This is a genomic window from Bradyrhizobium sp. CCBAU 65884 (assembly GCF_028128835.1).
GTDB lineage: Bacteria > Pseudomonadota > Alphaproteobacteria > Rhizobiales > Xanthobacteraceae > Bradyrhizobium > Bradyrhizobium ottawaense.
Genome location: NZ_LBJU01000112.1, coordinates 88,310 through 113,308, shown reverse-complemented (window position 1 = coordinate 113,308; position 24,999 = coordinate 88,310). Strand labels below are relative to the sequence as shown.

The window sequence follows — 24,999 nt, the reverse complement described above, 5'->3', positions numbered from 1 at the left end:
CAACCCCTCACTCGTACCGCAGCGCTTCGACAGGATCGAGGCGCGCGGCGCGCCACGACGGATACAGCGTCGCCAGGAACGACAGCGTCAGCGCCATGATGACGACGGCCGTGGTCTCGCCGACGTCGATCTCGGCGGGCAGTTTCGACAGGAAATAGAGTTCTGGCGAGAACAGCTCGGTGCTGGTCAGCCAGGACAGGAATTGCCGGATGGATTCGATGTTGAGGCAGATCACGAGGCCGACGGCGAAGCCGACCAGCGTGCCGACCACGCCGATCGAGGCGCCCGTGATCAGGAAGATGCGCATGATCGAGCCCTGCGAGGCCCCCATCGTGCGCAGGATCGCGATGTCGCTGCCCTTGTCCTTCACCAGCATGATCAGGCCGGAGACGATGTTCAGCGCCGCGACCAGCACGATCATGGTCAGGATCAGGAACATCACGTTGCGCTCGACCTGGAGCGCGTTGAAGAAGGTCGAATTGCGCTGCCGCCAATCCACCAGGAACACCGGCCTGCCCGCAGCCTCCGTCACGGCCTGGCGGAAGGCGACGATCTGATCGGGATTGGTGGTGAACACCTCGATCGAGGTGACGTCGTTGCTGCGATTGAAATAGGCCTGCGCTTCCGCGAGCGGCATGAACACGAAGCCGAGATCGTATTCGGACATGCCGATCTCGAACACGGCGACGATCTTGTACGGCTTGATGCGCGGTGTCGTGCCCATCGGCGTGACCGCGCCCTTCGGCGCCACCAGCGTGATGCTGTCGCCGGCATGCAGCGACAGCTGGTCGGCGAGGCGCCGTCCGATCGCGACACCCTGCCCGTCGTCAAAGCCCTCGAGCGAGCCCTGCTTGATGTTCTTGGCGATCGAGGTGAGGTTGTTGAGGTCGTCGGAGCGGATGCCGCGCACCAGCACGCCCGAGGCGTTCCAGGGTGAGGACGCCAGCGCCTGGCCGTCCACCACGGGCGCGGCGAGCCGGATGCCTTTGACCTGGCTGAGGCGGTCGGCGACGTCTTTCCAGTCGGTCAGCGGCGATTCCAGCGGCTGCACCAGGATGTGCCCGTTCAGCCCCAGGATCTTGTCGAGCAGCTCTTTGCGGAAGCCGTTCATCACGGCCATGACGATGATCAGCGTCGCCACACCCAGCATGATGCCGAGAAAGGAGAACCCGGCGATGACCGAGATGAATCCCTCCTTGCGGCGCGCCCGCAAATAGCGCGCCGACAGCATCCACTCGAATGGCGCAAAAGGCGCGGTTTGCACGGTCTCGGTCATGGTCTCATCCATCGCTCGATAATCCCATGATTCGGGGTCAATTGTGGCCGGATTGGCGGCCGCGATATCGCGATGAACAATATTCAGCCGACCAGGCTTATCAGCCCACAAGTCTTGCGACCGCGTCCGCTGGCGACATAGTCTCGCGGGAGCCGTCACTGCGCCGCTTGATCTCGACCTTGCCGTCGGCGAGCCCCTTCGGCCCGATCATGATCTGCCAGGGGATACCGATCAGGTCGGCGGCGGCGAATTTGGCGCCGGCGCGCTGGTCGGTGTCGTCATAGAGCACGTCGACGCCCTTGGCCGTGAGCTCGGCATAAAGCTTCTCGCAGGCCGCATCGACCGCCGCATCACCCTGCTTGAGATTGAGGATCGACACGCGGAACGGCGCGACGGCCTCCGGCCATTTGATGCCGGCATCGTCATGGCAGGCTTCGATGATCGCGCCGAGCAGGCGCGAGACGCCGACGCCATAGGAACCGCCATGGATCGGCACGTCGACGCCGTCGGGGCCCGCCACCAGGGCCTTCATCGCGTCGGAATATTTGGTGCCGAAATAGAAGATCTGCCCAACCTCGATGCCGCGGGTGTTCACCCGCTTGTCCGCCGGCACTTCCTGCTCGAACCGCGCGGCGTCGTGGACGTCCTCCGTGGCGGCGTAGACCGAGGTCCATTGCTTGATGATCGGCGTCAGGTCGCTGTCGTAGTCGACGTCCTCGCCCGGCACCGGCAGGTCGAGCACGTCGCGATTGATGAAAACGCCGGATTCACCGGTCTCGGCCAGCACGATGAACTCGTGGCTGAGATCGCCGCCGATCGGGCCGGTCTCCGCGCGCATCGGGATCGCCTTCAGCCCCATCCGCGCAAAGGTGCGCAAATACGCCACGAACATCTTGTTGTAGGCGACGCGCGCGGCGGCTTCGTTGAGGTCGAACGAATAGGCGTCCTTCATCAGGAACTCGCGGCCGCGCATCACGCCGAAACGCGGACGTTGCTCGTCGCGGAATTTCCATTGAATATGATAGAGATTCAGCGGCAGGTTCTTGTAGGACTTCACATAGGCGCGGAAGATCTCGGTGATCATTTCCTCGTTGGTCGGCCCGTACAGCAGCTCGCGCTTGTGGCGGTCGGCGATGCGGAGCATCTCCGGACCATAGGCGTCATAGCGGCCGCTCTCGCGCCAGAGGTCGGCAAGCTGGAGCGTCGGCATCAACAGCTCCAGCGCGCCTGACCGGTCCTGCTCCTCGCGCACGATCTGCTCGATCTTCTTCAGCACGCGGAAGCCAAGCGGCAGCCAGGCATAGATACCGGCGGCCTCCTGCCGGATCATGCCGGCGCGCAGCATCAGCCGATGCGAGACGATCTCCGCCTCTTTCGGATTTTCCTTCAGGATGGGCAGAAAGAACCGCGACAACCGCATGGTAATACTCTGGGAATCAGTGATGGGTTGCAGTGAAACCGGATTGAGAGCGAAAACACAAGACCGGGAATGAGGAAAAGCCGCTAACGCAACGGAATTCCTGTCATTTTTCCGTCGGACTTCAGGTTCGGCCCAAGCTGCGTCTCACGGCGGCGTGACGTCGAGTTCATCTTCGAGCGTGATCTGCTCGAAGTCGGTCACCAGCGCGTCGATCCGCACGTGCCAGCGGCCGGCAAACGGCAGTTCGACCTTGCGCACATGCCAATAGCCGTCGGGCCCGAGCGAGGCCCTTCGCTCCATCGGCTCGATGCCGCGCTCGGGCAGGCTCAGGGTCAACGTCGCCTCCTTGGACGCCAGCGGCGTCCCCTCGCCGGTCATGAGCTGGAGCACGACATCATTGGCCCCCGCCTTGCCTGGCGAGACCAGGACCTGGAACATCGCCTTGTCGCTATGGATGTGGATCGCCAAGGGTGTCTCCGGCACGATCGTCCGCGGCGGCGGCGTGAAGCGCCAGCCGGCGACCACGGCCAGGATGGCAAGAGCAATCGTACCTTCCAGCACGATCGAGCGCTTGAGCGCGGGCGTCCCTGTCTCGTTCCGGGCCAGAGCCGGAGTCAGCCGGAACCGATTGAGCGCGGCCAGCGCCAGCAATCCCGTGACCAGAACTAGCTTGACCGAGAGGATTAGCCCGTAGCGGGTCCCGACCAGCGCTTCAGGCTTTTCGAGCTGCACGATCGCGAGTGCGAGGCCGGTCAAGGCCAACACGCCGACCGCGAGCGCAGCAATGCGGGAAAAGCGGTTCACAATCGCGAGCGTCGCAATCGTCGGCTTCGACACCAGCGCCACGAGCGGCGCGAGAGCACCGATCCAAATGGTGACACCGAGGCCGTGGAGAAAGATTGCAGGCCGGGTCAACGCCTCCGGCGGTGCCGTTGCGGCGTGCCCGGTCATGGCGAGCGACAGACCGACGCCGACCAACGCCATGATCGCAAGAGCACGCGCGTACCACGCACTGCGCAGCGCCATCAACGCGAATAGCATCGCAAGCAGAGCAACCAGCAGCGCAGGGCCGGCACTGGTCGCGAGCGCGACTTTCCAGGGAGCGGCGGTCGCAAGGGCTGCCAGTGGCAGCCCGAGGAGATCGAGGCCCAACGCGCCGACGGACGCCACCGCGCTTGGGATGCCGATGGCGAGCGCCATGCGCGGCACGGCCATGCCGGTCATCGACCACGCAACCCAGCGCGCGAAGAACACGCCGCCGACGCCAATGAACAGCCCAACGTACAGGCCAACGCGCGCCAGCCAGATCAGCGCGTTCAACCCGCTATAATCAGCGGCGGCAGGCTTCGTCGCGGTCGGCATGCCAATCGAGAAGATCACCGATCCGGTGACAGGATGGCCGTCCTGCGAGATCACGCGATAGCTGACGACCGCGGTGCCCTCAGGCAGATCCACCGGCATCACGACCGAAATCGTCTCGCCCGATGCGCTGACGCGCGCATCATTTCGTGCCCTGCCCGCGCCATCGATCAGCCGGATCGCGCCCGGCGTCACCGCCTCGTTAAAGCGCAGTTCCACCGCCTTGGGCGCGGCCTTGAGTATGCTGCCGCTCGCCGGCTCGACCGAGACCAGCGCCGCATGCGCCGACGCACCGTTTGCGAAGCCGGCAACGAGGAGCAGCGTCGCAAGCGCGGCGAAGAGGCGCATCAGGGTTTTGGCAACAGTTTCACGCCCGGCGCCGGCGACTTGCCCTCGGACTTGCCCTCATGTGAATGCCCTGCCCCCGCCGCCGGAATTTCGATCCAGCGGCTGACGCCGGCCTCGCATTCCTGAACGACGGGGAAGTACAGAACCGTGTTCGGCTTCAGGCTATCGGTCAGGAACGTGCTGAGGACGAACTCGTCATAGTTCTTGTCCGGCAGCTTGCCGCCGGACCACGCCACCTCCTTGACGCCGGAGGACAGCTTGTTGCCGTGATGGTCGTACTCCCCGGCATATTTGCCCTCGACGACATCGATGGTCCAGCCGGCCTTCGGCATCGGCTTCACTGCGATCACCCCTTCCGGAATCTGCACCCGGATCTTCACCGTCGGCGAGCCCGCGCAGCCATGCGGCACGGTGAAGACGGCCTTGTAGGACGTACCGACCGTGGCTTGCTTGGTCTCGATCGACACGTGCGCCGCCGCCGGCGAGGCGGCGAGCGCGGCAACCAGGATCAGGCAGGATTGCTTCGACATGTTCGGCCTCCCGAGAGTCCAGATCCGTTTCATTTCATCTTCATTCCCGAGTGATCCGGCATTTTCTTCATGTCCATATGACCTGAATGCCCGGCATCGCCAGGCGCCTGCGCGCCGACGCCCTGGACGTCGAGGGACACGGCGACCTTGCCGGCCTTCTCGAATTGCAGCGTCACCGGCACCTTGTCGCCCTGCTTGAACGCGCCCTTCAGCTCCTGGAGCATCAAGTGATTGCCGCCGGGCGCGAGCTTCACCGTCTTGCCGGCATCGATCGCCAGCCCCTTGTCGAGCGGGCGCATCTTCATCACGCCGTTGTCCATCGCCATCTCGTGGATCTCGGCCTTCCCCGCGATATCGGCGGACACGCTGACCAGTCTGTCGGCCGCAGTGCCCTTGTTCTCGATGGTCAGATAGCCGCCGGCGACCTTGGCACCGCCCGGCGTCGCCCGGCTCCAGGCCTGCGAAACGACGAGATCGCCGGCCTTGACGTCGTCGGCGACCGCCGGTGCTGCGGAGATCGTGAGAGCGAACGCAGCGAGCAGCACGTTTTTCGAGCTTGTCTTCATATCGGTATTCCTTTTGCAGTCTTTAACTTCAGTGTTTGGAGCGTTGTTGCGCCGACCACTTTTCGAGATCGGCAATTTCGGCCGAGCCTTCGATCGTCGTGACGGTCCCTTCCGGGGAGATGAGCATGGTCCTGGGGATGTCGCCCTGCCAGGCCGGATCGATCTCGAACCGCAAGCGCTCGACAAAGCCGTCGTTGAAGATGAAATTTTCGGTCGACGCCAGACCCGCCTTGTCGAGCATCGATTGCGTTGCGGCCGGCAGGTTCGGCACGAGATCGGCGCTGACCGTGACGACGTCGATCTCCGGATGCTCCTTTGCAAACCGCCCGAGCAGCGGCAGCTCGACCTTACAAGGCCCGCAGGTCACGCCCCAGAAATGCACGAGCACCGGGCGGCCGGCGTGCCCCCTCAGGACGCCTTGCCACGTGCCGCGTTCGAATGGCTTCAGAGCCGGAGATGCGCCGAGCGCCGCCGCCGATCCGATCAGAACAACAAGGCTGGCAATGCCTGCAAATCGAAATCTCATGGTTGGTCCTCGATTGCCGTGAGCCGATAGCCGTCCGCCTTTGTCATCCACGACAGGTAGGTCTGCTTGCCGTTGGAGACCAGCAAAGGGTGATCGGACGTGTCGGTCGTGCTCGATATCGCCTTCGGCGCCGACCACGTCTCGCCATCGTCGCGGGAGACCGTCATCTGGACCGAGGTCTTTTCACCGTCGAACTCCTTCCAGACCATCACCGTTCCCGCCGCGCCCGCGAGCACGAAGGGGCGCGTCGGATTACGATCCGGCCGCCCCAACGCCATCGGCGAAGAGAACGTGCGGCCTTCGTCGCGCGAGTGGGCGTAGAACAATCCCTTCCGCGCCTTCCCGTTGGTGTACCAGGCGACGTGATAGGTGCCGTTCGGGGCAACGGTGAGGCTCGGCCCATGATGTGGGCAGGCATTGATCTGCCAGTCGTCGTTGCTAACCCGACGGACTTCGCCTGGCGTCGCGACGTCCGTGAAGGTCATCACCGCGTGGTCGCGCACGCCGCCCTCAAATATGTTCCTGAAGATCACGACCGGCCGCCCGGACGCAGCGAATGCCAGCCCCAACCGGCAGCATTCGCAGGTGCCCTCACGCGCCAGCTTCGCTTCTGCGTAGGTGGTGCCGCCGTCGCTGGACGAAGTGAAGAACAGCCCGGCTCCCTCGTACTTCTGTCCCGCTTCCTTCGCAAAAATGCGATTGCGCTTGTCCAGCCACGCCGCAAATACTGTTCCATCCTGATCGAGCGCCAGCGCCTCGAAACGTTGGCTCTCGTTGCTGGCGGTGATCGGCTTCAGCTCGGCAAAGCTCCTGCCGCCGTCGGCCGAGCGCGTGGTGAGCACCTGACCGTTGAAGGCCTCGTCCCTGGAGGTCGAGAACGCGAGCGCAATGCCCCCCTTGCGGTCGACCACGATCTTCGGCCGCGCATCCGGCCCCCAATCGAGGTTCAGCCGCGTCGTCGTGACCTGCGTGGGCGTCGAGAAGCTTCGGCCCGCATCCTGCGAACTTGCGACCGAGACCTGCCCTCCCGCCATCCAGACCAGCCACAGCGTGCCGTCAGGACCGAAGGCAGGCGTCGCCTTGGTCGCACAGCGCAGCGTCGGCTCCTCGCACGCGGCTTCGGACGCGTGCTTGCCGTGCATCTGCCCCAGCGCCGCACCTTGCAGGCAGGCGAGAGCGGCTATCGCGAGCAAGCCAGTTCGGATCATGGCCCTATTCCCTTCGAGAGCCCGGATCATTTGAAGGCCACCTTCATACCTGCAACGAACAGGCGTGGCGAGCCCGCATAGATCGATCCGGGCGCCGTGCTTGCGAGCGTGCTCCCTGGAATTTGCAGGCCGGCCGCCGTCACAGTGTTTGCGATGTTGTTTGCCGACGCAACATAGGTGCGATCGAACACGTTCCTGACCTCAAGAAACAGATTGAGTGACTTGAAGGTGTCGGACACCAAGTCGGTCTTGTAATGGACGTTTACATTGACCAGCTCATAGCCCGGCGCCTTCAGCAGATTCGCGTTGTCCATGTAGAAAGAGTCCTTCCACTGGACCTCGACGAAGCCCCCGAGGCCTGCCAGCGGCCCGGCGAACTCGTCGTAGCCGATTCGAGCCGTCAGCTCGTTGGGCGAGATACCGGGAATTTTGTTGCCGGCACGGTTGAAGCTGAAGACGGCGCCATTGGTGATGTTCTCGACATATTCGGTGTAGACCTCGTCGAGATAGGTATAGGCCGCCATGAACCGCCAGCCCGGATAGAACTTCCAATCGGCTGCAAGCTCGATGCCGCGGTGCTCCGACCGCGGCGCGTTGAACGAATAGCTTACGCCCGCGACCGGCGTCGCCTGGTTGACGATCTCGTTACGGAAGAACTCGTAAAAGCCAGTCGCGCTGAGTTTGAGCGCGCTGTTCGGCGTCCAATCGAAACCGAGATCGTAGCCAAGATTCTTCTGGGCTTGGAGCTGGGTATTGTTGCCCGACAATCCTGTCTGAGCGACAAAGAGATTCGAGACCTGCGGTGTGCCATACCCCGTGGCAACGCGTGCCCGGAATAGCCATTCATTACTGAGATTGTAGAGCAGCGCCAACTCTGGTGCAGTATTTTGAAACTGCCGGTCCGCGGTCGTCGGCGTTGTCGTGGTGATGCCGGTTGGACCGGCGTACGAATAGGCCGTATTGGTGCCCTTGAGCAAGGTTGTCTCCCAACCGATGCCTGCAACGGCCGTTAGCGACGATGTAAGCTTGAGCTCTTCCCTGGCACGAACGCCATAATTGGTCGTCTCGCTGTAGAGATTGCTCGACAACCTGCCGAGTGTTGCGTTGCCTCCCGGCATCACGTTTCGCGTGTCGCTCGACGCCGTCAGGGTATTGTAGAAGGCGCCGAAGAACGCGGTGGACTCCAGGCCGAGAATCTCTCCGCGCTTGGTGAGATCACTCATGTAGTTGTACGACGGGAAGTCGCCGATCGAGCTGGTTGAGCCAGTTGGCTGATTGATGTTCCGGTCGTCGAACACGAACTGGTTGCGCCACGTCGTGTTGTTGTCGAAATCGTGCTCCCACCGGCCCCCGACGATGGTGCGGCGGTCGTTGCGGCCGAGCCCGGCCTGCACGGCCGTCTCCGTATCGGTTCCGGCGGTCGCGTTGAAGCCATTGTTGAACAGCCTGACCGTACCGCATCCGGGCGCGGCCGTGGCACCGGTCGCACAACCCTGCTGGAAGGGATTTTGATAGTATTGGTTCAGCGTGGAGCGAAGCGGCAGCCGCGCGCTGAGATCGTTGTTGATGATCTTGACCGTGAAACGGTCGTCCGGCGTCGCCTTGAGCGTGCCGAGGAAGTTGACGGTCTGCGTGTTGAACCAGCTGTTGCCGATATAGCCGTCGCCTCGCGTGTCGCTCGCGAACAGCGAGCCCTCGAAATTCCCGACCTTCTTGCCGGCCGCCAGGTAATTGTTGAGGTAGCCATAACTGCCGCCGTCGACGCCGTATTCGACACCGTCGATCGTGCCGCCCGGCCGCGTTCGAAAATTGAGCGCGCCACCGGTCGCGTAATTGCCGTAGAGCGCCGACGAGGGGCCGCGGATCACGTCGATCGCGCCATAGGCGTGGGGGTCGATCAGGTCGCTGCGCGACAGGCCGTCCGGCTGCGTGACGGGGAAACCGTCGTCGAAGATCACGAGATTGCGGATGCCGAAACCGTTCCGGGCGTTGGACCCGCGAATCGAGATGCCGAAGTCCCGGGGACCGTTGCCCTGCTTGATTGAAATGCCCGGACTGTCCCGCAAGACGTCGCTGACCGAAAACGAGGGCCGGTTGTCGAACTGGCTGCGATCGATGGTCGTCGCGGTCTGGCCGGCCGGCGCCTGATTGAGACCGGCTCGCACTGCGCCGGCGGACATCGTGTTGTTCTGCCCCTGGGCGCCATCGGTCCCGATCGGCGCGACCGGCCTCGCTGCGCGCGCCGCCGAAGCGGAACGCAGCCGCGCTGGCCGGGTGATTGGTTTGGGACGGGACGTCTTAGGCGCCTCGACCGTCACTGCGGGAATCGCTTCCGACGCAGCCTGGGCGAGCGCGTCTGAACCGATCGGGGACACCAGCCCGAAAAGCACGGGCAAGCCCGCACTTCCGATCGCACGAATGCGTAACATCTTTTGAATTCCTGACATCCGGCGCCTCGGCCGGTCCATTGAGGGCGCCATCGGCGGCAACGGCGCGCGCCAACGGTTCGGTTTGTCGCTACGTCAGGAAAATTGAGGTGGGGCGCGGGCCTGAGCGCTCGAACCCCTGGGAGCGGCGATGGCGGACGCATCCGCCGGCTGCCACACCACGCGCGCGGCATGGCGGAAGGGAATCGAGAGTGCCGCGTGCGTCGGCGAATCGAGCGACGCGCCCGCCTGGGCGAGGCAGCACAGGGCGCACGCGCCGGCATGCGCGGTCGGGGTGCCCGTCCGATCGTCGAGGCCACCCTGATCGCTCGCGCTGTGGCAGATGACGGCGGCAGACAGCGGATCGGCGATGGCTTGGCCCGTCGCCCAACAGGCGGCAATCGGCGCCAGCACCTGCATCACCAAGGCGAGCAGGACCAGGGGTAGGAATTTCTGTAACCGCGCGCGCATCTGCCGAACCGTTCGTTCGTCCGCTAACTAAACACCGTGCCGGGCCCAAGTCGAGATCGGTTCCGCCGCCTTCTTGGCCCAGCGCAAATTGGCGAAAACTGTGACCGTGGTACCCCAGCACGGCACCGAGCGGGGGCGTTTGAGGCAAATCAAACGGCCCGGCATCCACAGATTTCTTATATTTGTCATATACTTGCGGGGCCAAGAGCCCGATCATTTCGTCTATTGCTCGAATTTTGAACATTCGTTGCCGAAAATGATGACAAGTGAGAAAAGTTGATCTAGCATCCCCTTGCTCAGGCTGGCCGTGAGGTCGAAGTCTGGTGGTCCAAGTCTCGGGAGGAGCCCCTGGCGCGCAAAACGCAGCGTCGCCCCGTCAATCAAGAGCAAATCTTAGAATCGGGGATAATAGGGTCGACACAATTTTTGAGCGGGGCCAGGGCCCCGCTCTTTTTTTGTCTGCATGGCACTTTCGCCGATGAATATGCCCTCCAATCCAGTCGAACTCAGCTTTGAACTCGCCGCCTCGCGCTGCGCGGATCTCACGCCCCTCGTCTACCAGCGCCTGTTCGACGAGCATCCCGAAACGCAGGCGATGTTCCGCTCGAAGGGCAGCGACCTCGTGAAGGGATCGATGCTCGCGCTGACGATCGAGGCGATTCTCGATTTTGCCGGGATGCGTCATGGGCATTTCCGTCTGATTGCCTGCGAACTTGCCTCGCACGACGCCTATGGCACGTCGCGCCAGTTGTTCACCGCCTTCTTCACCATCATCAGGGATACGCTGCGCGATCTGCTCGGCGATGAATGGTCGATCGAGATTGCGCAAGCCTGGGACAAATTGCTCGTCGACATCGACGCACTCGCCGGATCGACCGCCTGACGCTTTGCGCTGCACCACGCGGCGTACTGCGATGGCGCGTGTGATTGCAGATTGAGTGGCATCAACTCTTGTGAGACACTTTCGACATCGGTTGCGCAATCAATGACGCGCCGACGATAAAATTTATGGGAGCGAGCGATGTCCGGGACGAAAGATTTCTCGACGACGAGGCGCGATCTTCTTCAGGCGGCTGCGACCGCCGGCGCCGGAGCTGCCCTCCTCGGCAGCATGGGCATAAACCCCGCATTGGCCGCCGAGGTCGGGCGAAGCGAGAAGCCGCTGAAGGCGGCGTTCTCCAATGCGGGCCTGCAGGCCACATGGTGCGCGCAAGGAAAGCAAGCCGCCGAATTCTGGGGCAAGCTGTTCAACGTCGAAGTCACCTGGTTCGACGGCCAGCTCGACGCCGTGAAGCAGCGCGCGGCGATCGACAACATGGCCTCGCAGAAATGGGACTTCGTCGCGATCCAGGCCTTCGGCATCGGCACCCTCACCCAGCCCGTGCAGAAGATGATCGACGCCGGCACGCCCGTGATCGACATGGACACGCTGATCGCGCCGCTCGACCAGATCAACGTCCACTCCTTCCTCGCCCCCGACAACGAGTTCATGGGCGCCTCGGTGACCCAGGCGCTGTGCAATGCCATGGGCGGCAAGGGCAAGATCATCATGACGCAGGGCGCGCTCGGGCATACAGGCGCGCAAGGAAGAGCCAAGGGCTTCACCTCTGTGGTCAAGCAATTCCCGGGGATCGAGGTGCTCGACACCCAGCCGGCCGACTGGGACGTCTCCAAGACCGCGCGCCTCTGGGAAACATATCTGACCAAGTATCCGCAGATCGATGCGGCGTTCTTCCACAATGACGACATGGCACTCGCGGCTGCCAACATCATGAAGGCGCGGGGCCGCACCAACATCCTGATCGGCGGCGTCGATGCCATGCCGCCGGCGATCCAGGCGGTGAGCGAAGGCCGCATGTTCGCGACCGTCCGCAATCCCTCCTGCCGCATCCATGGCGGCGCGATCATCGCGGGCGTGTCGGCCGTAGTTGGCGGCGAGAAGAGCGGCCAGGGCATCCCCAAGAACGTCGTCACCGACGGTCCGGTGGTGACCAAGGCCAACGCCGCCGGGATGCAGTGGATGCAGGATCACTTCCTGATCTGAGCTTTCATGCCCGAGGTGCGTTCGCCCATCCTTGAACTGCAGGGCATCACGAAGAGCTTCGGCGGCGTCGAAGCGCTTCGTGGTGTCGACTTCGCGCTCCATCCCGGCGAGATCCATGGTCTCGTCGGCGAGAACGGGGCTGGAAAAAGCACGCTGATGAAGATCATCGCCGGCGTGCACACCGAATTCTCCGGCCGCTTCCTGATCGACGGGAAGGAGACACATTTCCGCTCGGCGCGCGATGCGCATGCGGCCGGCATTGCCATGGTGCATCAGGAGCTCAGTGTCGCGCCTGATCTCACGGTCGCCGAGAATGTCTTCCTGGGCAACCAGCCAACCAACGCCCTTGGCCTCGTGCAGTGGCGGCGCATGGCGCGCGAGGCCGGCGAGCAGCTCGCCCGCTTCGGCATCGACGTCGATCCGATGAGCCGGCTGGGTGACTTGCCCATCGGGCTGCAGCAGCTGATCGAGATTGCGCGCGTGCTGTTCTCCGGGGCCCGCATCGTCATCCTGGACGAGCCGACCTCCGCCCTCTCTCCGCCCGAGGTCGAGCGGCTGTTCGCGACGCTGCGGCGGCTACGTGAAGAAGGCACCAGCATCGTCTTCATCTCGCATTTCATCGAGGACATCCTGCGCGTGTCCGACACGGTGACCGTGTTCCGCAACGGGCGGAAGGTCGCCGAGACGGCAAGCGCCGCAACCAGCAAGGGCGCGCTGATCGAGGCCATGATCGGGCGCGGCGGCGAGGCGCTCGAGCACAGCTACACCGACGACCTTATGCTGCCGCAGCCGAGCGACAGCTCGGTGGTTCTGAAGGTCGACCAGCTGTCACTGGCCCGTAGCCTGAAGGACATCTCCTTCGAGGCGCGCGCCGGCGAGGTGCTCGGCATCTACGGCTTCATGGGTTGCGGCCAGCAGGAGCTATCGAGAATCCTGTTCGGCAAGCTGAAGCCTGATAGCGGCGGGCTTCTCGTCGAGGGTAAGCCAAAAACCTTTGCCAGCACGGCGGCGGCGCGGCGCGCCGGCGTGGCGCTGGTGCCCGAGAGCCGCCGCGACATGCTGTTTCACCAGGAGCCGGTCTACAAGAACATCTCGATCAGCATTCTCGACCGCATCTCGGCGCTGCTGCTCAAGCCGGCGCAGGAACGCGACATCGCGCAGCGCCAGGTCGAGCAGTTGCAGATCCGGCCGCCGGTGGTCGGCCTCGACCTCGGCATGCTCTCCGGCGGCAACCAGCAGAAGGTGGCGCTGGCAAAATGGCTGACCTACCCGCCCAAGCTGCTGGTGCTGTGCGAGCCGACCCGCGGCATGGATGTCGGCGCCAAGAACGACGTCATCAACATCGTCCGCGACCTCCGCGCCAAGGGGCTTGCGATCATCGTGCTGTCGACTGAGCCTGAAACGGTGCTGTCGCTGGCCGACCGCATTCTCGTGCTCAAGCGCGGCGCACTGGTGCGGGAATTCAAGAACGAGCCGGTCAGCAAGGACCGCCTGCTGGAAGCGGCGTGACGGAGAAGCACATGAGCAGCGAAACGGCTTTGGCGGCGGGGCAGCGGGCGCGAGGCGTTGCGCCCTTCCTGCGCTCGCAGATGCGCAACATCGCCCCGTTCCTGACCCTGATCTTCCTGTCCGGCTTCTTCGCCTTCGCAAGCCCCTCCTTCGCGACGCTCGACAATCTCGGCAATATCCTCACGCAAGTGTCGGTCACGGGCATCATCGCGGTCGGCCTCACCTTCGTGATCCTCTGCGCCGAGATCGACCTCTCGATCGCCAGCATCGCCAACGTCACCGGCATCGCGGTCGCCTATTTCACGCTGCAGGAATCCTACGTCAACATCGCCAACATTCCCCTGCCAGGCGCGGTCGCGATCATCCTGTCGATCCTGCTCTGCGCCCTGCTCGGCCTCGTCAACGCGCTGGGGCTGACCGTGATCGGCATCCCCTCCTTCATCATGACGCTGGCGATGATGCAGATCGCCGCCGGCATCTCCGCGCTGCTGGTGCGCGGCCAGATCGCCTACAAGGTGCCCAGCCTGATCACCACGCTCGGCTCGGGCTCGATCGGCGGCATCCCCTGGCTCGTCATCATCGCCGCGCTGATGCTGCTCGGCGGCCATCTGGTGCTGACCTACACGCGCTTCGGCCGTTACGTCTACATGGTCGGCGGCAACCGCGAAGCGGCCGAATATTCCGGCCTCAACGTCAAGCTCATCCTCGGCGCCGTCATGGTGATCTCGGCGGTGTGTTCCGGCATCGGCGGCATGCTGGGCGTCGCCCATTTCGGCAGCGCGCAGCAGAACGAGTTCGACACCTATCTGCTCGACTCCATCGCCGCCGTCGTGGTCGGCGGCACCAGCCTGTTCGGCGGCCGCGGCGGCATCGGCAACACCATCGTCGGGCTTTTCGTGCTCGGTGTTCTCAACAACGGCCTCGACCACGTCAACATCGACAGCTTCCTGAAGATCCTGATCCGCGGCCTGATCCTCTTGGCAGCGCTTGTCATCAACGTCTATGCGCAGCGGCTGAGGGAAAAGGCGGCGGACTAGACGAGCCCAAAACAAAAAATGCGAAAACAACCCCAGGCACAGTAGAAACTGTAAGGAAGTTCAGCTGCTTATCGAAACGTCAAGTGAGGGACTGCCGCAGCGCTGACGTTTACTTGTCGGGCAAAGCAGGGGCAAGACGTCACAATCGCGGCGCGTGCGGGTTTGGAGCGTTCGACAGGAACGTCGCGATAGTGCGCGGCCCTCGATGTGAGTTAATGACGGACTCACCGCCTGCGAACGAGCCCCCGCCTAGCGCGTTTGCCAATCCACATAGCATGCCGGGCAAGGGCATAAGCGGTGAGTAGAACGATCAACAGGCCTATGATCCGGTGGCCAGCCGCAAACACTGCAATGCAGAGCAAGTAGACGACGAAGATCACGCAGATCCACGCCAGCGCGAAGCCCGCATAGGTCCGGCCAGTCGGGATGTTGCTTACGTTGCGTACCACGGCTTCCATTCCAGCCAGTCCCCCTATCTATACATCACGAGCCAGCAGACAATCGTCAGCGACGAACCGCGATAGGTTAAGAGCCGATGATCACAACTGTTAAAGTTGCTGCGCAAATCGCCTGGGCTGTTTCGATCATCGGCGTCTGTGTGGCGATCGGCGGCGACTATGGTTGGACTCACCACGCCTGGCCGGGCGCCATCGCGCTCGGGACTGTCGGATTCTGCATAGGAGCGGCGCTGGCAGCGTCACCTCCAGCGTTTCTCGAACTCCTGCACGGCGGATTTTGACGGGCAACACGCTTCTGCTTCTGCGTGCTAATCGGTCGACGTCAAAGCCATCCGCCCCGCAATCTCCTCACTCCGCCAGCACCTCACGCCATGTCCATCGGCTCGCGTCTCCAGCAGCGGCCCCGGCTCGCGGCGGCACACCGCCTCCGCATAACGGCATCTTGGGCTGAAGGCGCAGCCGTTCGGCGGATTGAGCGGGTTGGGAAGGTCGCCGCCGGTGGTCGCCAGCGGGGCATGGTGTAGCGGATCAGGAATCGCGGCGATCAGGGCCTGCGTATAGGGGTGCGCCGGACGTTCGAATATCTCGCGCCAGTGGCCGTTCTCGACGATGCGGCCGAGATACATCACCGCGACGCGGTCGCTCATGTGCTCGACGACGCCGAGGTCGTGGCTGATCATGATGTAGGACAGGCCGAGAGTGTCCTTCAGTTCCAGCAGCAGGTTGATGATCTGGGCGCGGATCGAGACGTCGAGTGCCGAGACCGGCTCGTCGCAGATGACGATTTTCGGGTTGAGGATCAGCGCACGGGCAATGCCGATGCGCTGGCGCTGGCCGCCGGAGAATTCATGCGGGTAGCGGCCCGACTGCTCGGGCCGCAAGCCGACATGCCGCAGCATGGTCGCGACGCGATCCTCGATCTCGCTCTTCGCGGTGACGCCGTGCACACGCAGGGGATCCTCCAGCGTGCGGCGAACGGTCTGGCGCGGATTGAGCGAGGCGTAGGGGTCCTGAAACACCATCTGCACGGTGCGCGCCAACGCCTTCCGATCGCCGGATTGCCTGCTCCTCACGACCTGCCCGTCCAGCACGATGCGGCCGCGCGTCGGCGTCAGCAGGCCAAGGATCGACAATGCGACCGTCGACTTGCCGGAGCCGGACTCACCGACGAGGCCGAGGCATTCGCCGCGCTTCAGCTTGAGATCGACGCCATCGACAGCCCGGAGCATCCGCTTGCCGCGGCCCAGCAGGCCGCCGCCGAGCGGAAAGTGAACCGCGAGATCCTCGACGCTGAGGATGAGGTCATCGTCCGGCCTTCGGTCACCCAGCATGCTTTGCGGCTCATGCATGGTGATGACACCTGACCAGACCGCCCGCGTCCAGTACATCCGTCTCCGGCACGACTGTCCGGCAGATCTCGGTCGCCTGCGCGCAGCGCGGATTGAACCGGCAGCCATCAGGGAAATTCGTGATCGCCGGGACGACGCCCGCGATCTCCTTGAGCCTGGTGCGCCCGAGCGCAGCGCGGCTGCCGAGCCGCGGCAGCGAGGCGACCAGGCCTTGCGTATAGGGGTGCGAGGGAGCTCGAAAAATATCGGCTGAGCCGCGCTCCTCGACGATGCGGCCGGCATACATCACGGCAACGCGGCGGCAGACGTTTGCGACCAGGCCAAGATCGTGGCTGATCATCAGGATGGCCGTTCCACGCTCGGCGCACAAATTCCGCATCAGCTCGATGATCTCGGCCTGCACGGTGACGTCGAGCGCCGTGGTCGGCTCGTCGGCGATGAGGAGATCCGGACCGCAGGCGAGCGCAATCGCGATCATCACGCGCTGTCGCATGCCGCCGGAGAGCTGATGCGGGTAATCGTGGACGCGGCGCTCGGGCGCGGGGACGCGGACGCTCGCCAGAGCCTCGACCGCCAGCCGGCTCGCTTCCCGCCAGCTCTTGCCCTTGTGCAGCACGAACATCTCGGCGATCTGCCGACCCACGGGCGAGACGGGGTTCAGCGCCGTCATCGGCTCCTGGAAGATCATGGCGATGCGGTTGCCGCGCAGCTCCCGCTGTTTGGCCGCCGAAAGGTGCTGGATCTCCTGTCCCTCGAACCGGATGAGGCCGCCGCCGATCGAGAGCGGCGGCCGCAACAGCCCGATCAAGGCGAGCGCCGTGATGCTCTTGCCGCAACCGGATTCGCCGACGAGGCCGAACGTCTCGCCGCGTGAGATGCGGAACGAAACGCCCTCGGCCGCCGCGACGCGCCTCGATCCGTCGTCGAGATCGATGCGCAAATCCTCGACTTCGATCAGCGGCGAGCCGGTCATGTCCGCCGGCTCCGCGATTGGGGATCGAGAATGTCGCGCAGGCCATCACCGAGCAGGTTGAGGCCAAGCACCGTCAGGAAGATGGCCAGGCCCGGAAACACCGAGAGCCACGGCGCCGTCGTGATCTGCTCGCGGGCCTCCGACAGCATGCTGCCCCAGCTGGGAAACGGCGGACGGACGCCGAGGCCGAGGAACGACAATGCGGCTTCGGACAACACCGCGCTGCCCATACCCAGCGTGCCGATAACGATGATGGGGCCCAGCATGTTCGGCAGCAGCTGCGTGATCATGATGCGCAGATCGCCGTAGCCCAGCACGGTCGCAGCCTGCACGTAACCCTGGCTCCTCAGCGACAGCGCCGAGGCCCGCGCGATCCGGCACGTAAAGGACCAGTTGGTCAGCCCGAGTGCGATCAGCAGGCTGGTCAGGCCGGGTCCGAGCACCGCCATGATCGCCAGCGCGAAGATCAGCGAGGGGATCGCGAGCATGAGGTTGGTCAGGGCGTTGACGATATCGTCCCACCAGCCGCCGAAATAGCCGGCGCTCAGCCCCAGGGCCACGCCGATGACGCTGTTGATGAGCTGCGAGATGATGCCAACCGTCAGCGAGACCCGCGCGCCGTACACGACGCGGGAATAGATGTCACGGCCCTGGTCGTCGGTCCCGAACCACCAGGTCCAGCTCGGGGGCTCCTCCGCGTTCATCAAATTCGCGTCCATGACGGGATCGGTGTGCGCCAGCCAGGGCGCGAGCAAACCGACCAGGATCGCCAGCGCGAACAACACCCCACCGATGACGAGATTGGCGCGGAGCTTCATGCGTATCTGATCCTGGGATCGATCACGCCGTAGAGCACGTCGATCAGCAGATTGATCGCGAGAAAGGCCAGCACCACCACGAGAATGGAGCCCTGGACCGCCGGAATGTCGCGCTGCAAGACACTGTCGACCAGCAATGAGCCGATGCCTGGCCACGAGAACAGTTTCTCGACCACGACCGCCTGCCCCATCAGCGCGCCGAATTGCAGGCCGACGGTGGTGAGAATGATGACGAGCGCGTTGCGCATCACGTGCCACTTCACCACCCGCGTCTCGCTCATGCCCTTGGAGCGCGCGGTGCGGACGAAATCGGCGGTCATGATCTCGAGGACCGCGGCGCGCGTCGTCCGGGCAAACAGCGCCATGGGCGAGACGCCGAGGGTCACGGCCGGCAGCAGCAGATATTTCAGTCCGCCGTCGCCATAGCCGAAACTCGGCAGCCAGCCGAGCTTCAACGCGAACAGGTACATCAGAACAAGTCCGAGCCAGAATTTGGCGATGGAAAGGCCCGATACCGCGACGACCATGGCAAGCGTATCGACGATTCCGCCCGGTCGCAGGGCCGCGATGAAGCCAAGCGGCACGCCGATCACGACGGAAAACGCCATGGCCGCGAAGATCAGTTGCAGCGTCGGCCAAGCCCGCTTGGCGATCATGGTCGTGACAGGCTCGCGGGTCCGGAACGAGGTGCCGAAATCACCGGTCGCGAGCTTGGCAATGTAGACGCCGAAACGCACGTAAACGGGATCGTCGAGGCCGAGCTGCTTCTTCATGCGCAGCTCGACCTGCGGATCGCTGTCGTCGCTCATGGAGGAGACGATGCTGCCGGGAACCACGCTGAACAACACGAAGACCAGCAGCACGACGGCAAGCACGGTCGGAACGGTCTGCAGCAGGCGACGGAACAGGAAGGAGAGCATCGGCACTTTTCCTCTCTCCCTCCATCGTCTGTGGCGACGGAGGGAGCGCGAGAGCGCATGTCACTTCGCGGGCGAGGTCTCGTCGACCCAGAGGTCTTCGACGTTCTGATGGGTCAGCTCCGTCGCGTTCAGCTGAATCCCCTTGAGCCATGGCTGAACCGCCATGACCGCCTTGTTGTAGTTGAAGAACCAGACCGGTGCCTCTTCATAGAGCAGCGCATTGGCCTTTTGCAGCAGCTGGGCGCGCTTTGCCGGGTCGTCGGCCTGCCCGGCCTCGTCGACGATCTTGTCGAAATCGGCGTTCTTGAAGATCATGTAGTTGCAGGCTGGCTGCGGCGTCGACGAGTGGAAGCATTTGAGGGCCGCCTGGGGATCGGGGCCGCTCGCCTGGGAATAGATGAAGGCCTGGTAGTCGCCGGTGCGAACCACCTCCGCCAGCACCGCGGTCTCAACCTGCTTGACCTTCGCCTTGATGCCGACCTTGTCCAGCATGGGGATCACGGCCGAGACGATCGGCAAGCCCCAGCTTTCGTTCTGGCTGGTGGTCCATTCGAACTCGAAGCCGTTGGGATAGCCGGCCTCGTTAAGCAGCTGCTTCGCCTTGGCGGGATCGTAAGCGTACGGCTTCATCGCCTTGTCGTAAGCGGGCGAGGTCAGCGGCAGCCAGCTGGTGGCGCGATAGGCCTTGCCCTTGACGAGCTTGTTGATGATCAGGTCGGTATCGATCGCGTAGTTGATCGCCTGTCTCACGCGCTTGTCGGCGAACGGCTTGAATGACGGATTCATCCCCATGTAGCGGGTGAAGACCTCGGCGACCTCGACGATGGTGCCCTTGAGATTGGCGTCGGACTGGTAGGCCACATACTGCGCGGGCCCGAGCACCGAGGTGTCGACCTCCTTGTTGCGGAAGGCGACATCGCGCGCCGCGGCCTCGCCCATGATCGACACGACGATCTTGTCGGCGTAGGGCTTGCCGGGCTTGTAGAACCGGTCCCACCGCTCCAGGACAATGCGCGATCCCGGTACGTGCTCGACGAATTTGAAGGGCCCGAGACCGATCGGCTTCTGGATAAAACTCTCCTTGGCACCCTCGTCGGCGGGATAGATCGAGGTCAGCGCGGTGAAGAAGTAGAAGCCGGGATCGACCTTCTCGGTCAGCTTCATCTCAACGGTGAGGTCGTCGATCTTCTTCAGCCCGGAGATCTCCTTGGCCTGGCCCTTTTCGACCGCGGCCGCGCCCTCGATCACGCGGACAAACCGCGCGCCGGGATAGGCCTTGGTGCCGTCCATGATGCGGGTGTAGGACCAGATGATATCGTCGGCCGTCATCTTGCGGCCATTGTGGAAATAGGCGTCATCGCGCAGTTTGAAGGTGTGAACGAGGCCTCCGCCCGAGACCACATCCTCCTTGGCAAGCTCCAGGACCGGCTTTCCTTCCGCGGAATTCCAGATGTAGAGCGAACGATGCAGCGCCTTGGCGTAGATCTCGTCCTGGGCGCGCTGTGTGGTGTGAATGTCCAGGCTGGTGAAACTCGAGCCATAGGGCGCTGTCATGCGGATGGTTCCGCCCTTGCGCGGCGTCTGGGCCTCCGCAGATCCATCGAGCGCCAGTCCCAAGCCCGCGACGATCGCCATCATCCTGAACATCATGTGTGTGTGTCCCCACCAGCGCAGGTATTCCGATCAGGGATTTGATCATTCGTTGCCCGTCGAGCGCAAGCTTCGTTTTTGATGGAGACCAATGTCAGTTGCGGAAGGCGGCTCTTCGATGGAGGACCCGGAAGTCAGGTTGCATCCGTCCGGCGATGCAAGCCGTCGATTGACGCGGTGCGTCATCCGGCGACCAGGGATAGTGAACATTTTCCGTGATCGACGCGACCAAGCTCAGGATCGTTATCTGAGCCCAAGGGATCGCGCAAAAAATGACCCGCCGAACGCTAGGTATTCTGCTCGCCGGCAGTCTGGTCGCCGCGACAGCGGCGATGGCGATCCCCGTCACGCTGGACCCTGCCCGCGACGGCGCGACGAAAAACATTCAAATCAATTGGTCCCACACCAAGCGGTCAAGCGGATTTGTCGACGATACATGGTGGGCGAAAAGGGACCGTTGCGCCCCGGACTATCTTGGCGAGCGCCTGCTCTGCGGCACTATCGGGCTTCTGACACAAGCCACGAGCCGGACATTCGAGGCCAAAATGTCCGACGACATGGGCCTGCCGCTGGTCGACCGTTGGGCCCTGATGACCGCGAAGAATTCGCCCTTCATGAGGTCGGCTCACGTCGAGACGCCGCTCGGTCTCGAGGCCGTTCTCGGCTTCTATCGCGCTGCACTCGAAAAGCGCGGCTGGACCGAGAACGACGGTGCGGTCGTCGAGCCAGACAGGGCCGTTGTCGCCTTCACGACGTCGGACGGGCCGGCGCTGCTCCGGCTCGTCCGTCAGGACAACACAACGATCGCGGACCTTGCGCTGCGCAAGCCGTTGGCCGCCACGGCCAAAATCCGGCCGGCGCCGGGACAAGTGATGTTGTTGCTCGGCAACAAGACCGATGAAGCGGCCGACATCACGGTCAATGAGCGAACCATCAGACTGGCGGCTCACGCCGGAGAGAACCTGATGGACTCCGACGCCGCCGCGGACAAATTGCCTAATGGCCAGAAGATCGATCTGCCGCCGGGCAAGTACAAGGTCACCCTCAAGCTCAAAGGCAGCGCGGCCCAGACGCGTGCGTTCGAGGTCGCGGCCAACGAGACCTGGGGGCTGCTGGTCGGACCCGAGGGCGTCCCGCTGCCGATGCGGCTGTATTAAGGGCCAGCCTGCGCTCCCTCCCCGTCATTGCGAGCGAAGCGAAGCAATCCAGAATCTCGGTGGCAGTCTGGATTGCTTCGTCGCATCAGCGCAAAATTGCTACGCAATTTTGTCGCGACTCCTCGCAATGACGGAGTATGCGGGTCCATCCTTCGCGACGTCGTCAACCCGCTAGCTCCGGCTGCCAATCCCGCAATCTTCGCGCAGCACCTGTAACATCGGCGATTGTCCGAAACGTCCCCGTCTCCACCATCATCGCCCGTGCGAGCCGCACCGCGCGGGCTTCGCTGACGGCGCGCTTCTTCGGGTCCTCGATCAGCTCGAAATCGATGTTGTGGGCAAGGCCGAAGATGCGGCGGATGGTCTTTGCGGCCGCGAAGCCGGCGGTGTCGGCGAACAGACGCTGCATGTAGACCTGCCGCTCGGCCTCCAGGCGCGCAGCGCCCTGCGCGCCGGCAAAGAGTGAGACCGGATAGGCATCACCGGTGCCATTCGCCCGCCAGAGGTCGAGGAACTTTCGTGCAAACTCGTTCCAGACCTGTTCGACCGTCTCCAGCACCCAGGCCTCGAACGCAGCCCGCTCGCCCGGTGAGCGCTCGTGGCCGGCGGAGGCAAAATAAGCCATCACGAGGTTGGCGATCACGGCGCCGACGTCGAACCCCATCGGACCATAGAACGCAAATTCGGGATCGATTACCCGCGTCTGGTGGTCTGTCACCATGATCGAGCCGGTGTGGAGGTCGCCATGGAGCAGCGCCTCGGGGCCTGCCATGAACTTCAGCTTCAGCCGGGAGATCGCGACATGCAACTCCATGTCATCGCGCAGGCTTGCAGCGAGCGCATCGAGATACGGCGCTGTCCAGCGGTTCTGTTCGGCGATGCGGTAGGGATCGGTGAAGATCAGATCCTCGGTGATCTTGCAGAGCGCATGGTTGCCGGCGAACGCGGCGATGCCCTGCTTCTTCTCGGCCGCGGACAGCGCGAGGTCGGAGGTGAAGAACAGCGTTCGCGCCATGAAGGTGGTGATGTCACCGACGAAGCCTGGATATTGCGTTCCCGCAACCAGCCCCTTGCGCATGATGATGTGGGGTTCGAGCAGCTCCATCACCGTCAGCGCCAGGGCCTCGTTGTGATGCAGCAAAGCCGGCACGAGGCCGGGCGCGAGCTGGGCCTGCCGGGACAGAGCCAGATATTCGTAATGGGCCCGCGACAGCGGCAGCGGCCAGCTTTCGCCGACGAGGCGCACATAAGGCAGCGCCTGCTTGACAGCGACGCCGCCGCGCGCGCCCTTCATGATGAAGACGAGATTGAGATTGCCGTCGCCGACCTCGGTGATCTCCCAGGAGGCCGGTTCGCCGCCCAGGAGTGCGGCGATATCAGGAAGGCCTGCCAGATAATCCCGCAGCGCCGCTTCATGCAGAATTCGATAGTCCGCTGCCCGGTCCCCGGTCATGACGATCCCACCCCATGCTTGGCATGGCCTGATCGCAATTCCCGCTCCTGGGAAGCTTGGGCGATCCCGGCCATTCTTTTGATCGGATCGTAATCGCAATCAAGGCGGTCCGCCACCTGAGTGTCGCCGGCGCACGCCAGGAGCAGTTGCAGGCAAAGTTCTCCGTGTCGGGCGACCAGGCCGGGCCGCGCGGCCGCGAGCCCACGATTTGCCGATTTTTGGAACACAAGCGGGCTGAGACAGTTTTGCGTTTCTGAGATTTTAAAGGAGTTGCCAATGAACCGCGGGATGCCCTCCATGACTGCCCTTCTGGCGATGCTGGCTATGGCTGGCTATCAGAACCGCGACAAGTTGGCTGAGCTGCTGAAAGGTGCGACCGGCGGCTCGTCCGCGGGCGGTCAGCAGCCCCCTGGGGGAGTGCTCGGCAACCTGGGCGGCATGCTCGGCGCGGGCGGGATCGGGGGCCTGCTCAATGGCGGCATTGGCGAGCTCCTGGAGCGGTTCAACCAGAACGGCCAGGGTGAAGTCGCCGATTCATGGGTGAAGCCCGGACCCAACAAGGAGATTTCGTCGCCTGAGCTGAGGAATGCGATCGGCTCCGACGTTCTGGAGAAGCTCGAACAGCAGACGGGGCTCTCGCAAGACGAGATCCTCACAAGGCTATCCCGGGAATTGCCCTCGGCGGTCGACAAATACACGCCGGATGGACGTCTGCCTGAGGCATAGCTGTTGCCGCTTAACCTGGAAGAGGTGTGGAAATGGGTCTTCTCTGGACAGTCATCATCGGCTTCGTCGCCGGCGTGATCGCCAAGTTCATCATGCCTGGCGACAACGAGCCGTCCGGCTTCATCCTGACGACCATCCTCGGGATCGTCGGCGCCTTCGTTGCGACTTATCTCGGGCAGGCGCTCGGCTGGTATCGTGCCGAAGAAGGTGCGGGACTGATCGGTGCAGTCGTCGGCGCGATCATCGTGCTGTTCGTCTACGGGCTCATCGCCGGCCGACAACGCCGAGCGATCTAGCCCGACTGCGTAAGCGGCCGATCGGGCGTGCGCGAACTCGCGCCGCATCGAGCAGGCGGCGGCGCGCTCATGCCTGCCAGCGCCGGATCGTTACTCCCGCTCCAAAAAGCTGGAGCCGATCTCGGCCTTTCTTTTGATCGGATCGTAATCACAATAGACGCTGTCCGCCACCAGCGTGTAGCTGGCGCTGACCGTGTATTTGTCCAGCTTGGCCGAGTTCAGGCCGATCACCGAGGTGCTCTTGCCCCCGTTCCATTTGAACGGCGTCGAGTTCTTGGCCTGCTCGCAGGCCATCACGGCTTTGTTGAAGACATAGCCCTCGACAAACGCCTTCAGGGTGCGCACCTGCGCGGCCATCCGCCATTCGAAATAGCCGATGGCGCCGATGCCGGCGACGATCAGCACCAGAAGTGCAATGACGATCCTCTGAAAAGCCATTCGTTCCCCCCAAACAATGTCGTCGGCAAAAACGTCTAGCA

General features: G+C 63.6%; 25 protein-coding genes. 8 read left to right on the top strand and 17 right to left on the bottom strand.

What is annotated here, in order from left to right; all coding sequences use genetic code 11:
• Positions 1–7 precede the first annotated feature (7 nt).
• From XI03_RS15705 to XI03_RS15665, 9 genes are all read right to left on the bottom strand, one after another.
• Complete coding sequence (locus XI03_RS15705; protein WP_028141494.1) at positions 8–1,288, bottom strand: lipoprotein-releasing ABC transporter permease subunit; 1,281 nt, start codon at positions 1,286–1,288, stop codon at positions 8–10.
• 88 nt (positions 1,289–1,376) lie between these two features.
• Positions 1,377–2,696: a proline--tRNA ligase gene (proS, locus tag XI03_RS15700; RefSeq protein WP_028141493.1), complete on the bottom strand. Its 1,320-nt coding sequence runs from the start codon at positions 2,694–2,696 to the stop codon at positions 1,377–1,379.
• 144 nt (positions 2,697–2,840) lie between these two features.
• A complete protein-coding gene (locus XI03_RS15695; protein ID WP_271592595.1) occupies positions 2,841–4,403 on the bottom strand; it encodes a copper resistance CopC/CopD family protein in 1,563 nt (520 codons plus the stop codon).
• Entirely contained in the window at positions 4,403–4,933 is a 531-nt protein-coding gene (locus tag XI03_RS15690; protein ID WP_271592594.1) for a YcnI family protein, read from the bottom strand. The genes XI03_RS15695 and XI03_RS15690 overlap by 1 nt, the downstream gene beginning before the upstream one ends.
• A 29-nt stretch (positions 4,934–4,962) precedes the next feature.
• Entirely contained in the window at positions 4,963–5,499 is a 537-nt protein-coding gene (locus tag XI03_RS15685) for a copper chaperone PCu(A)C (protein WP_028141490.1), read from the bottom strand.
• A gap of 28 nt (positions 5,500–5,527) precedes the next feature.
• Positions 5,528–6,025, bottom strand: coding sequence for a TlpA family protein disulfide reductase (locus XI03_RS15680; RefSeq protein WP_271592593.1), 498 nt, complete (start codon positions 6,023–6,025; stop codon positions 5,528–5,530).
• Positions 6,022–7,233, bottom strand: a complete 1,212-nt coding sequence (locus XI03_RS15675; RefSeq protein ID WP_271592592.1) for a sialidase family protein — start codon at positions 7,231–7,233, stop codon at positions 6,022–6,024. Before XI03_RS15675 ends, XI03_RS15680 begins: the two co-directional genes overlap by 4 nt.
• Before the next feature lie 26 nt (positions 7,234–7,259).
• Positions 7,260–9,662 (bottom strand): TonB-dependent receptor family protein, encoded by a 2,403-nt coding sequence (locus XI03_RS15670; RefSeq protein ID WP_271592591.1) that lies wholly within the window; start codon positions 9,660–9,662, stop codon positions 7,260–7,262.
• Positions 9,663–9,755: 93 nt separating this feature from the next.
• The gene (locus XI03_RS15665) at positions 9,756–10,130 is read right to left on the bottom strand and encodes a DUF2946 domain-containing protein (protein WP_271592590.1); all 375 of its coding nucleotides are present in this window, start codon (positions 10,128–10,130) and stop codon (positions 9,756–9,758) included.
• A gap of 478 nt (positions 10,131–10,608) precedes the next feature.
• Between XI03_RS15665 and XI03_RS15660 the strand changes: the two genes are divergently transcribed.
• The 5 genes from XI03_RS15660 to XI03_RS15640 all read left to right on the top strand — a co-directional run bounded on the left by XI03_RS15660 (position 10,609) and on the right by XI03_RS15640 (position 15,459).
• Positions 10,609–11,013, top strand: coding sequence for a globin (locus tag XI03_RS15660; protein WP_271592589.1), 405 nt, complete (start codon positions 10,609–10,611; stop codon positions 11,011–11,013).
• A 138-nt stretch (positions 11,014–11,151) separates the two neighbouring features.
• A complete protein-coding gene (locus tag XI03_RS15655; RefSeq protein ID WP_028141484.1) occupies positions 11,152–12,174 on the top strand; it encodes a sugar ABC transporter substrate-binding protein in 1,023 nt (340 codons plus the stop codon).
• 6 nt (positions 12,175–12,180) lie between these two features.
• The gene (locus tag XI03_RS15650; protein ID WP_038971444.1) at positions 12,181–13,683 is read left to right on the top strand and encodes a sugar ABC transporter ATP-binding protein; all 1,503 of its coding nucleotides are present in this window, start codon (positions 12,181–12,183) and stop codon (positions 13,681–13,683) included.
• Between the two features lie 11 nt (positions 13,684–13,694).
• The gene (locus XI03_RS15645; protein WP_028141482.1) at positions 13,695–14,720 is read left to right on the top strand and encodes an ABC transporter permease; all 1,026 of its coding nucleotides are present in this window, start codon (positions 13,695–13,697) and stop codon (positions 14,718–14,720) included.
• A gap of 535 nt (positions 14,721–15,255) precedes the next feature.
• Positions 15,256–15,459, top strand: coding sequence for a hypothetical protein (locus XI03_RS15640; protein WP_038971442.1), 204 nt, complete (start codon positions 15,256–15,258; stop codon positions 15,457–15,459).
• A gap of 27 nt (positions 15,460–15,486) precedes the next feature.
• Here XI03_RS15640 and XI03_RS15635 read toward each other — a convergent pair whose 3' ends face one another.
• From XI03_RS15635 to XI03_RS15615, 5 genes are read right to left on the bottom strand one after another with little or no spacing between them, the layout of a single operon-like run.
• On the bottom strand, positions 15,487–16,527 hold the full coding sequence (locus tag XI03_RS15635; protein WP_271592588.1) for an ABC transporter ATP-binding protein: 1,041 nt from the start codon (positions 16,525–16,527) through the stop codon (positions 15,487–15,489).
• Positions 16,520–17,500, bottom strand: coding sequence for an ABC transporter ATP-binding protein (locus XI03_RS15630; protein WP_271592587.1), 981 nt, complete (start codon positions 17,498–17,500; stop codon positions 16,520–16,522). Before XI03_RS15630 ends, XI03_RS15635 begins: the two co-directional genes overlap by 8 nt.
• Positions 17,497–18,318, bottom strand: coding sequence for an ABC transporter permease (locus XI03_RS15625; protein WP_038948725.1), 822 nt, complete (start codon positions 18,316–18,318; stop codon positions 17,497–17,499). The genes XI03_RS15630 and XI03_RS15625 overlap by 4 nt, the downstream gene beginning before the upstream one ends.
• Positions 18,315–19,238 (bottom strand): ABC transporter permease, encoded by a 924-nt coding sequence (locus XI03_RS15620; RefSeq protein ID WP_038971434.1) that lies wholly within the window; start codon positions 19,236–19,238, stop codon positions 18,315–18,317. The genes XI03_RS15625 and XI03_RS15620 overlap by 4 nt, the downstream gene beginning before the upstream one ends.
• Before the next feature lie 60 nt (positions 19,239–19,298).
• Positions 19,299–20,888 carry an ABC transporter substrate-binding protein gene (locus tag XI03_RS15615; protein WP_271592586.1) on the bottom strand — a complete coding sequence of 530 codons (1,590 nt, stop codon included), beginning with the start codon at positions 20,886–20,888 and terminating at the stop codon, positions 19,299–19,301.
• 272 nt (positions 20,889–21,160) lie between these two features.
• Here XI03_RS15615 and XI03_RS15610 point away from each other — a divergent pair, with 272 nt between their 5' ends.
• Positions 21,161–22,045 carry a hypothetical protein gene (locus XI03_RS15610; protein ID WP_271592585.1) on the top strand — a complete coding sequence of 295 codons (885 nt, stop codon included), beginning with the start codon at positions 21,161–21,163 and terminating at the stop codon, positions 22,043–22,045.
• Positions 22,046–22,208: 163 nt separating this feature from the next.
• Here XI03_RS15610 and mtnK read toward each other — a convergent pair whose 3' ends face one another.
• Positions 22,209–23,498 carry an S-methyl-5-thioribose kinase gene (gene mtnK, locus XI03_RS15605; protein WP_271592584.1) on the bottom strand — a complete coding sequence of 430 codons (1,290 nt, stop codon included), beginning with the start codon at positions 23,496–23,498 and terminating at the stop codon, positions 22,209–22,211.
• Positions 23,495–23,797 (bottom strand): hypothetical protein, encoded by a 303-nt coding sequence (locus XI03_RS15600; protein ID WP_271592612.1) that lies wholly within the window; start codon positions 23,795–23,797, stop codon positions 23,495–23,497. Before XI03_RS15600 ends, mtnK begins: the two co-directional genes overlap by 4 nt.
• Here XI03_RS15600 and XI03_RS15595 point away from each other — a divergent pair.
• On the top strand, positions 23,775–24,224 hold the full coding sequence (locus tag XI03_RS15595; protein ID WP_152102881.1) for a YidB family protein: 450 nt from the start codon (positions 23,775–23,777) through the stop codon (positions 24,222–24,224). The genes XI03_RS15600 and XI03_RS15595 overlap by 23 nt on opposite strands.
• A gap of 32 nt (positions 24,225–24,256) precedes the next feature.
• Complete coding sequence (locus XI03_RS15590) at positions 24,257–24,520, top strand: GlsB/YeaQ/YmgE family stress response membrane protein (protein WP_271592583.1); 264 nt, start codon at positions 24,257–24,259, stop codon at positions 24,518–24,520.
• 90 nt (positions 24,521–24,610) lie between these two features.
• Here the strand turns inward: XI03_RS15590 and XI03_RS15585 are convergent, their stop codons facing one another.
• Complete coding sequence (locus XI03_RS15585) at positions 24,611–24,958, bottom strand: hypothetical protein (protein ID WP_271592582.1); 348 nt, start codon at positions 24,956–24,958, stop codon at positions 24,611–24,613.
• Positions 24,959–24,999: the final 41 nt, after the last annotated feature.

Bases quoted from the DNA above. Each gene is read 5' to 3' on its own strand.
- XI03_RS15705 (WP_028141494.1), bottom strand. From the start codon at position 1,288: ATGGATGAGACCATGACCGAGACCGTGCAAACCGCGCCTTTTGCGCCA.
- proS (WP_028141493.1), bottom strand. From the start codon at position 2,696: ATGCGGTTGTCGCGGTTCTTTCTGCCCATCCTGAAGGAAAATCCGAAA.
- XI03_RS15695 (WP_271592595.1), bottom strand. From the start codon at position 4,403: ATGCGCCTCTTCGCCGCGCTTGCGACGCTGCTCCTCGTTGCCGGCTTC.
- XI03_RS15690 (WP_271592594.1), bottom strand. From the start codon at position 4,933: ATGTCGAAGCAATCCTGCCTGATCCTGGTTGCCGCGCTCGCCGCCTCG.
- XI03_RS15685 (WP_028141490.1), bottom strand. From the start codon at position 5,499: ATGAAGACAAGCTCGAAAAACGTGCTGCTCGCTGCGTTCGCTCTCACG.
- XI03_RS15680 (WP_271592593.1), bottom strand. From the start codon at position 6,025: ATGAGATTTCGATTTGCAGGCATTGCCAGCCTTGTTGTTCTGATCGGA.
- XI03_RS15675 (WP_271592592.1), bottom strand. From the start codon at position 7,233: ATGATCCGAACTGGCTTGCTCGCGATAGCCGCTCTCGCCTGCCTGCAA.
- XI03_RS15670 (WP_271592591.1), bottom strand. From the start codon at position 9,662: ATGTTACGCATTCGTGCGATCGGAAGTGCGGGCTTGCCCGTGCTTTTC.
- XI03_RS15665 (WP_271592590.1), bottom strand. From the start codon at position 10,130: ATGCGCGCGCGGTTACAGAAATTCCTACCCCTGGTCCTGCTCGCCTTG.
- XI03_RS15660 (WP_271592589.1), top strand. From the start codon at position 10,609: ATGAATATGCCCTCCAATCCAGTCGAACTCAGCTTTGAACTCGCCGCC.
- XI03_RS15655 (WP_028141484.1), top strand. From the start codon at position 11,152: ATGTCCGGGACGAAAGATTTCTCGACGACGAGGCGCGATCTTCTTCAG.
- XI03_RS15650 (WP_038971444.1), top strand. From the start codon at position 12,181: ATGCCCGAGGTGCGTTCGCCCATCCTTGAACTGCAGGGCATCACGAAG.
- XI03_RS15645 (WP_028141482.1), top strand. From the start codon at position 13,695: ATGAGCAGCGAAACGGCTTTGGCGGCGGGGCAGCGGGCGCGAGGCGTT.
- XI03_RS15640 (WP_038971442.1), top strand. From the start codon at position 15,256: ATGATCACAACTGTTAAAGTTGCTGCGCAAATCGCCTGGGCTGTTTCG.
- XI03_RS15635 (WP_271592588.1), bottom strand. From the start codon at position 16,527: ATGCATGAGCCGCAAAGCATGCTGGGTGACCGAAGGCCGGACGATGAC.
- XI03_RS15630 (WP_271592587.1), bottom strand. From the start codon at position 17,500: ATGACCGGCTCGCCGCTGATCGAAGTCGAGGATTTGCGCATCGATCTC.
- XI03_RS15625 (WP_038948725.1), bottom strand. From the start codon at position 18,318: ATGAAGCTCCGCGCCAATCTCGTCATCGGTGGGGTGTTGTTCGCGCTG.
- XI03_RS15620 (WP_038971434.1), bottom strand. From the start codon at position 19,238: ATGCTCTCCTTCCTGTTCCGTCGCCTGCTGCAGACCGTTCCGACCGTG.
- XI03_RS15615 (WP_271592586.1), bottom strand. From the start codon at position 20,888: ATGATGTTCAGGATGATGGCGATCGTCGCGGGCTTGGGACTGGCGCTC.
- XI03_RS15610 (WP_271592585.1), top strand. From the start codon at position 21,161: ATGACCCGCCGAACGCTAGGTATTCTGCTCGCCGGCAGTCTGGTCGCC.
- mtnK (WP_271592584.1), bottom strand. From the start codon at position 23,498: ATGACCGGGGACCGGGCAGCGGACTATCGAATTCTGCATGAAGCGGCG.
- XI03_RS15595 (WP_152102881.1), top strand. From the start codon at position 23,775: ATGAACCGCGGGATGCCCTCCATGACTGCCCTTCTGGCGATGCTGGCT.
- XI03_RS15600 (WP_271592612.1), bottom strand. From the start codon at position 23,797: ATGGAGGGCATCCCGCGGTTCATTGGCAACTCCTTTAAAATCTCAGAA.
- XI03_RS15590 (WP_271592583.1), top strand. From the start codon at position 24,257: ATGGGTCTTCTCTGGACAGTCATCATCGGCTTCGTCGCCGGCGTGATC.
- XI03_RS15585 (WP_271592582.1), bottom strand. From the start codon at position 24,958: ATGGCTTTTCAGAGGATCGTCATTGCACTTCTGGTGCTGATCGTCGCC.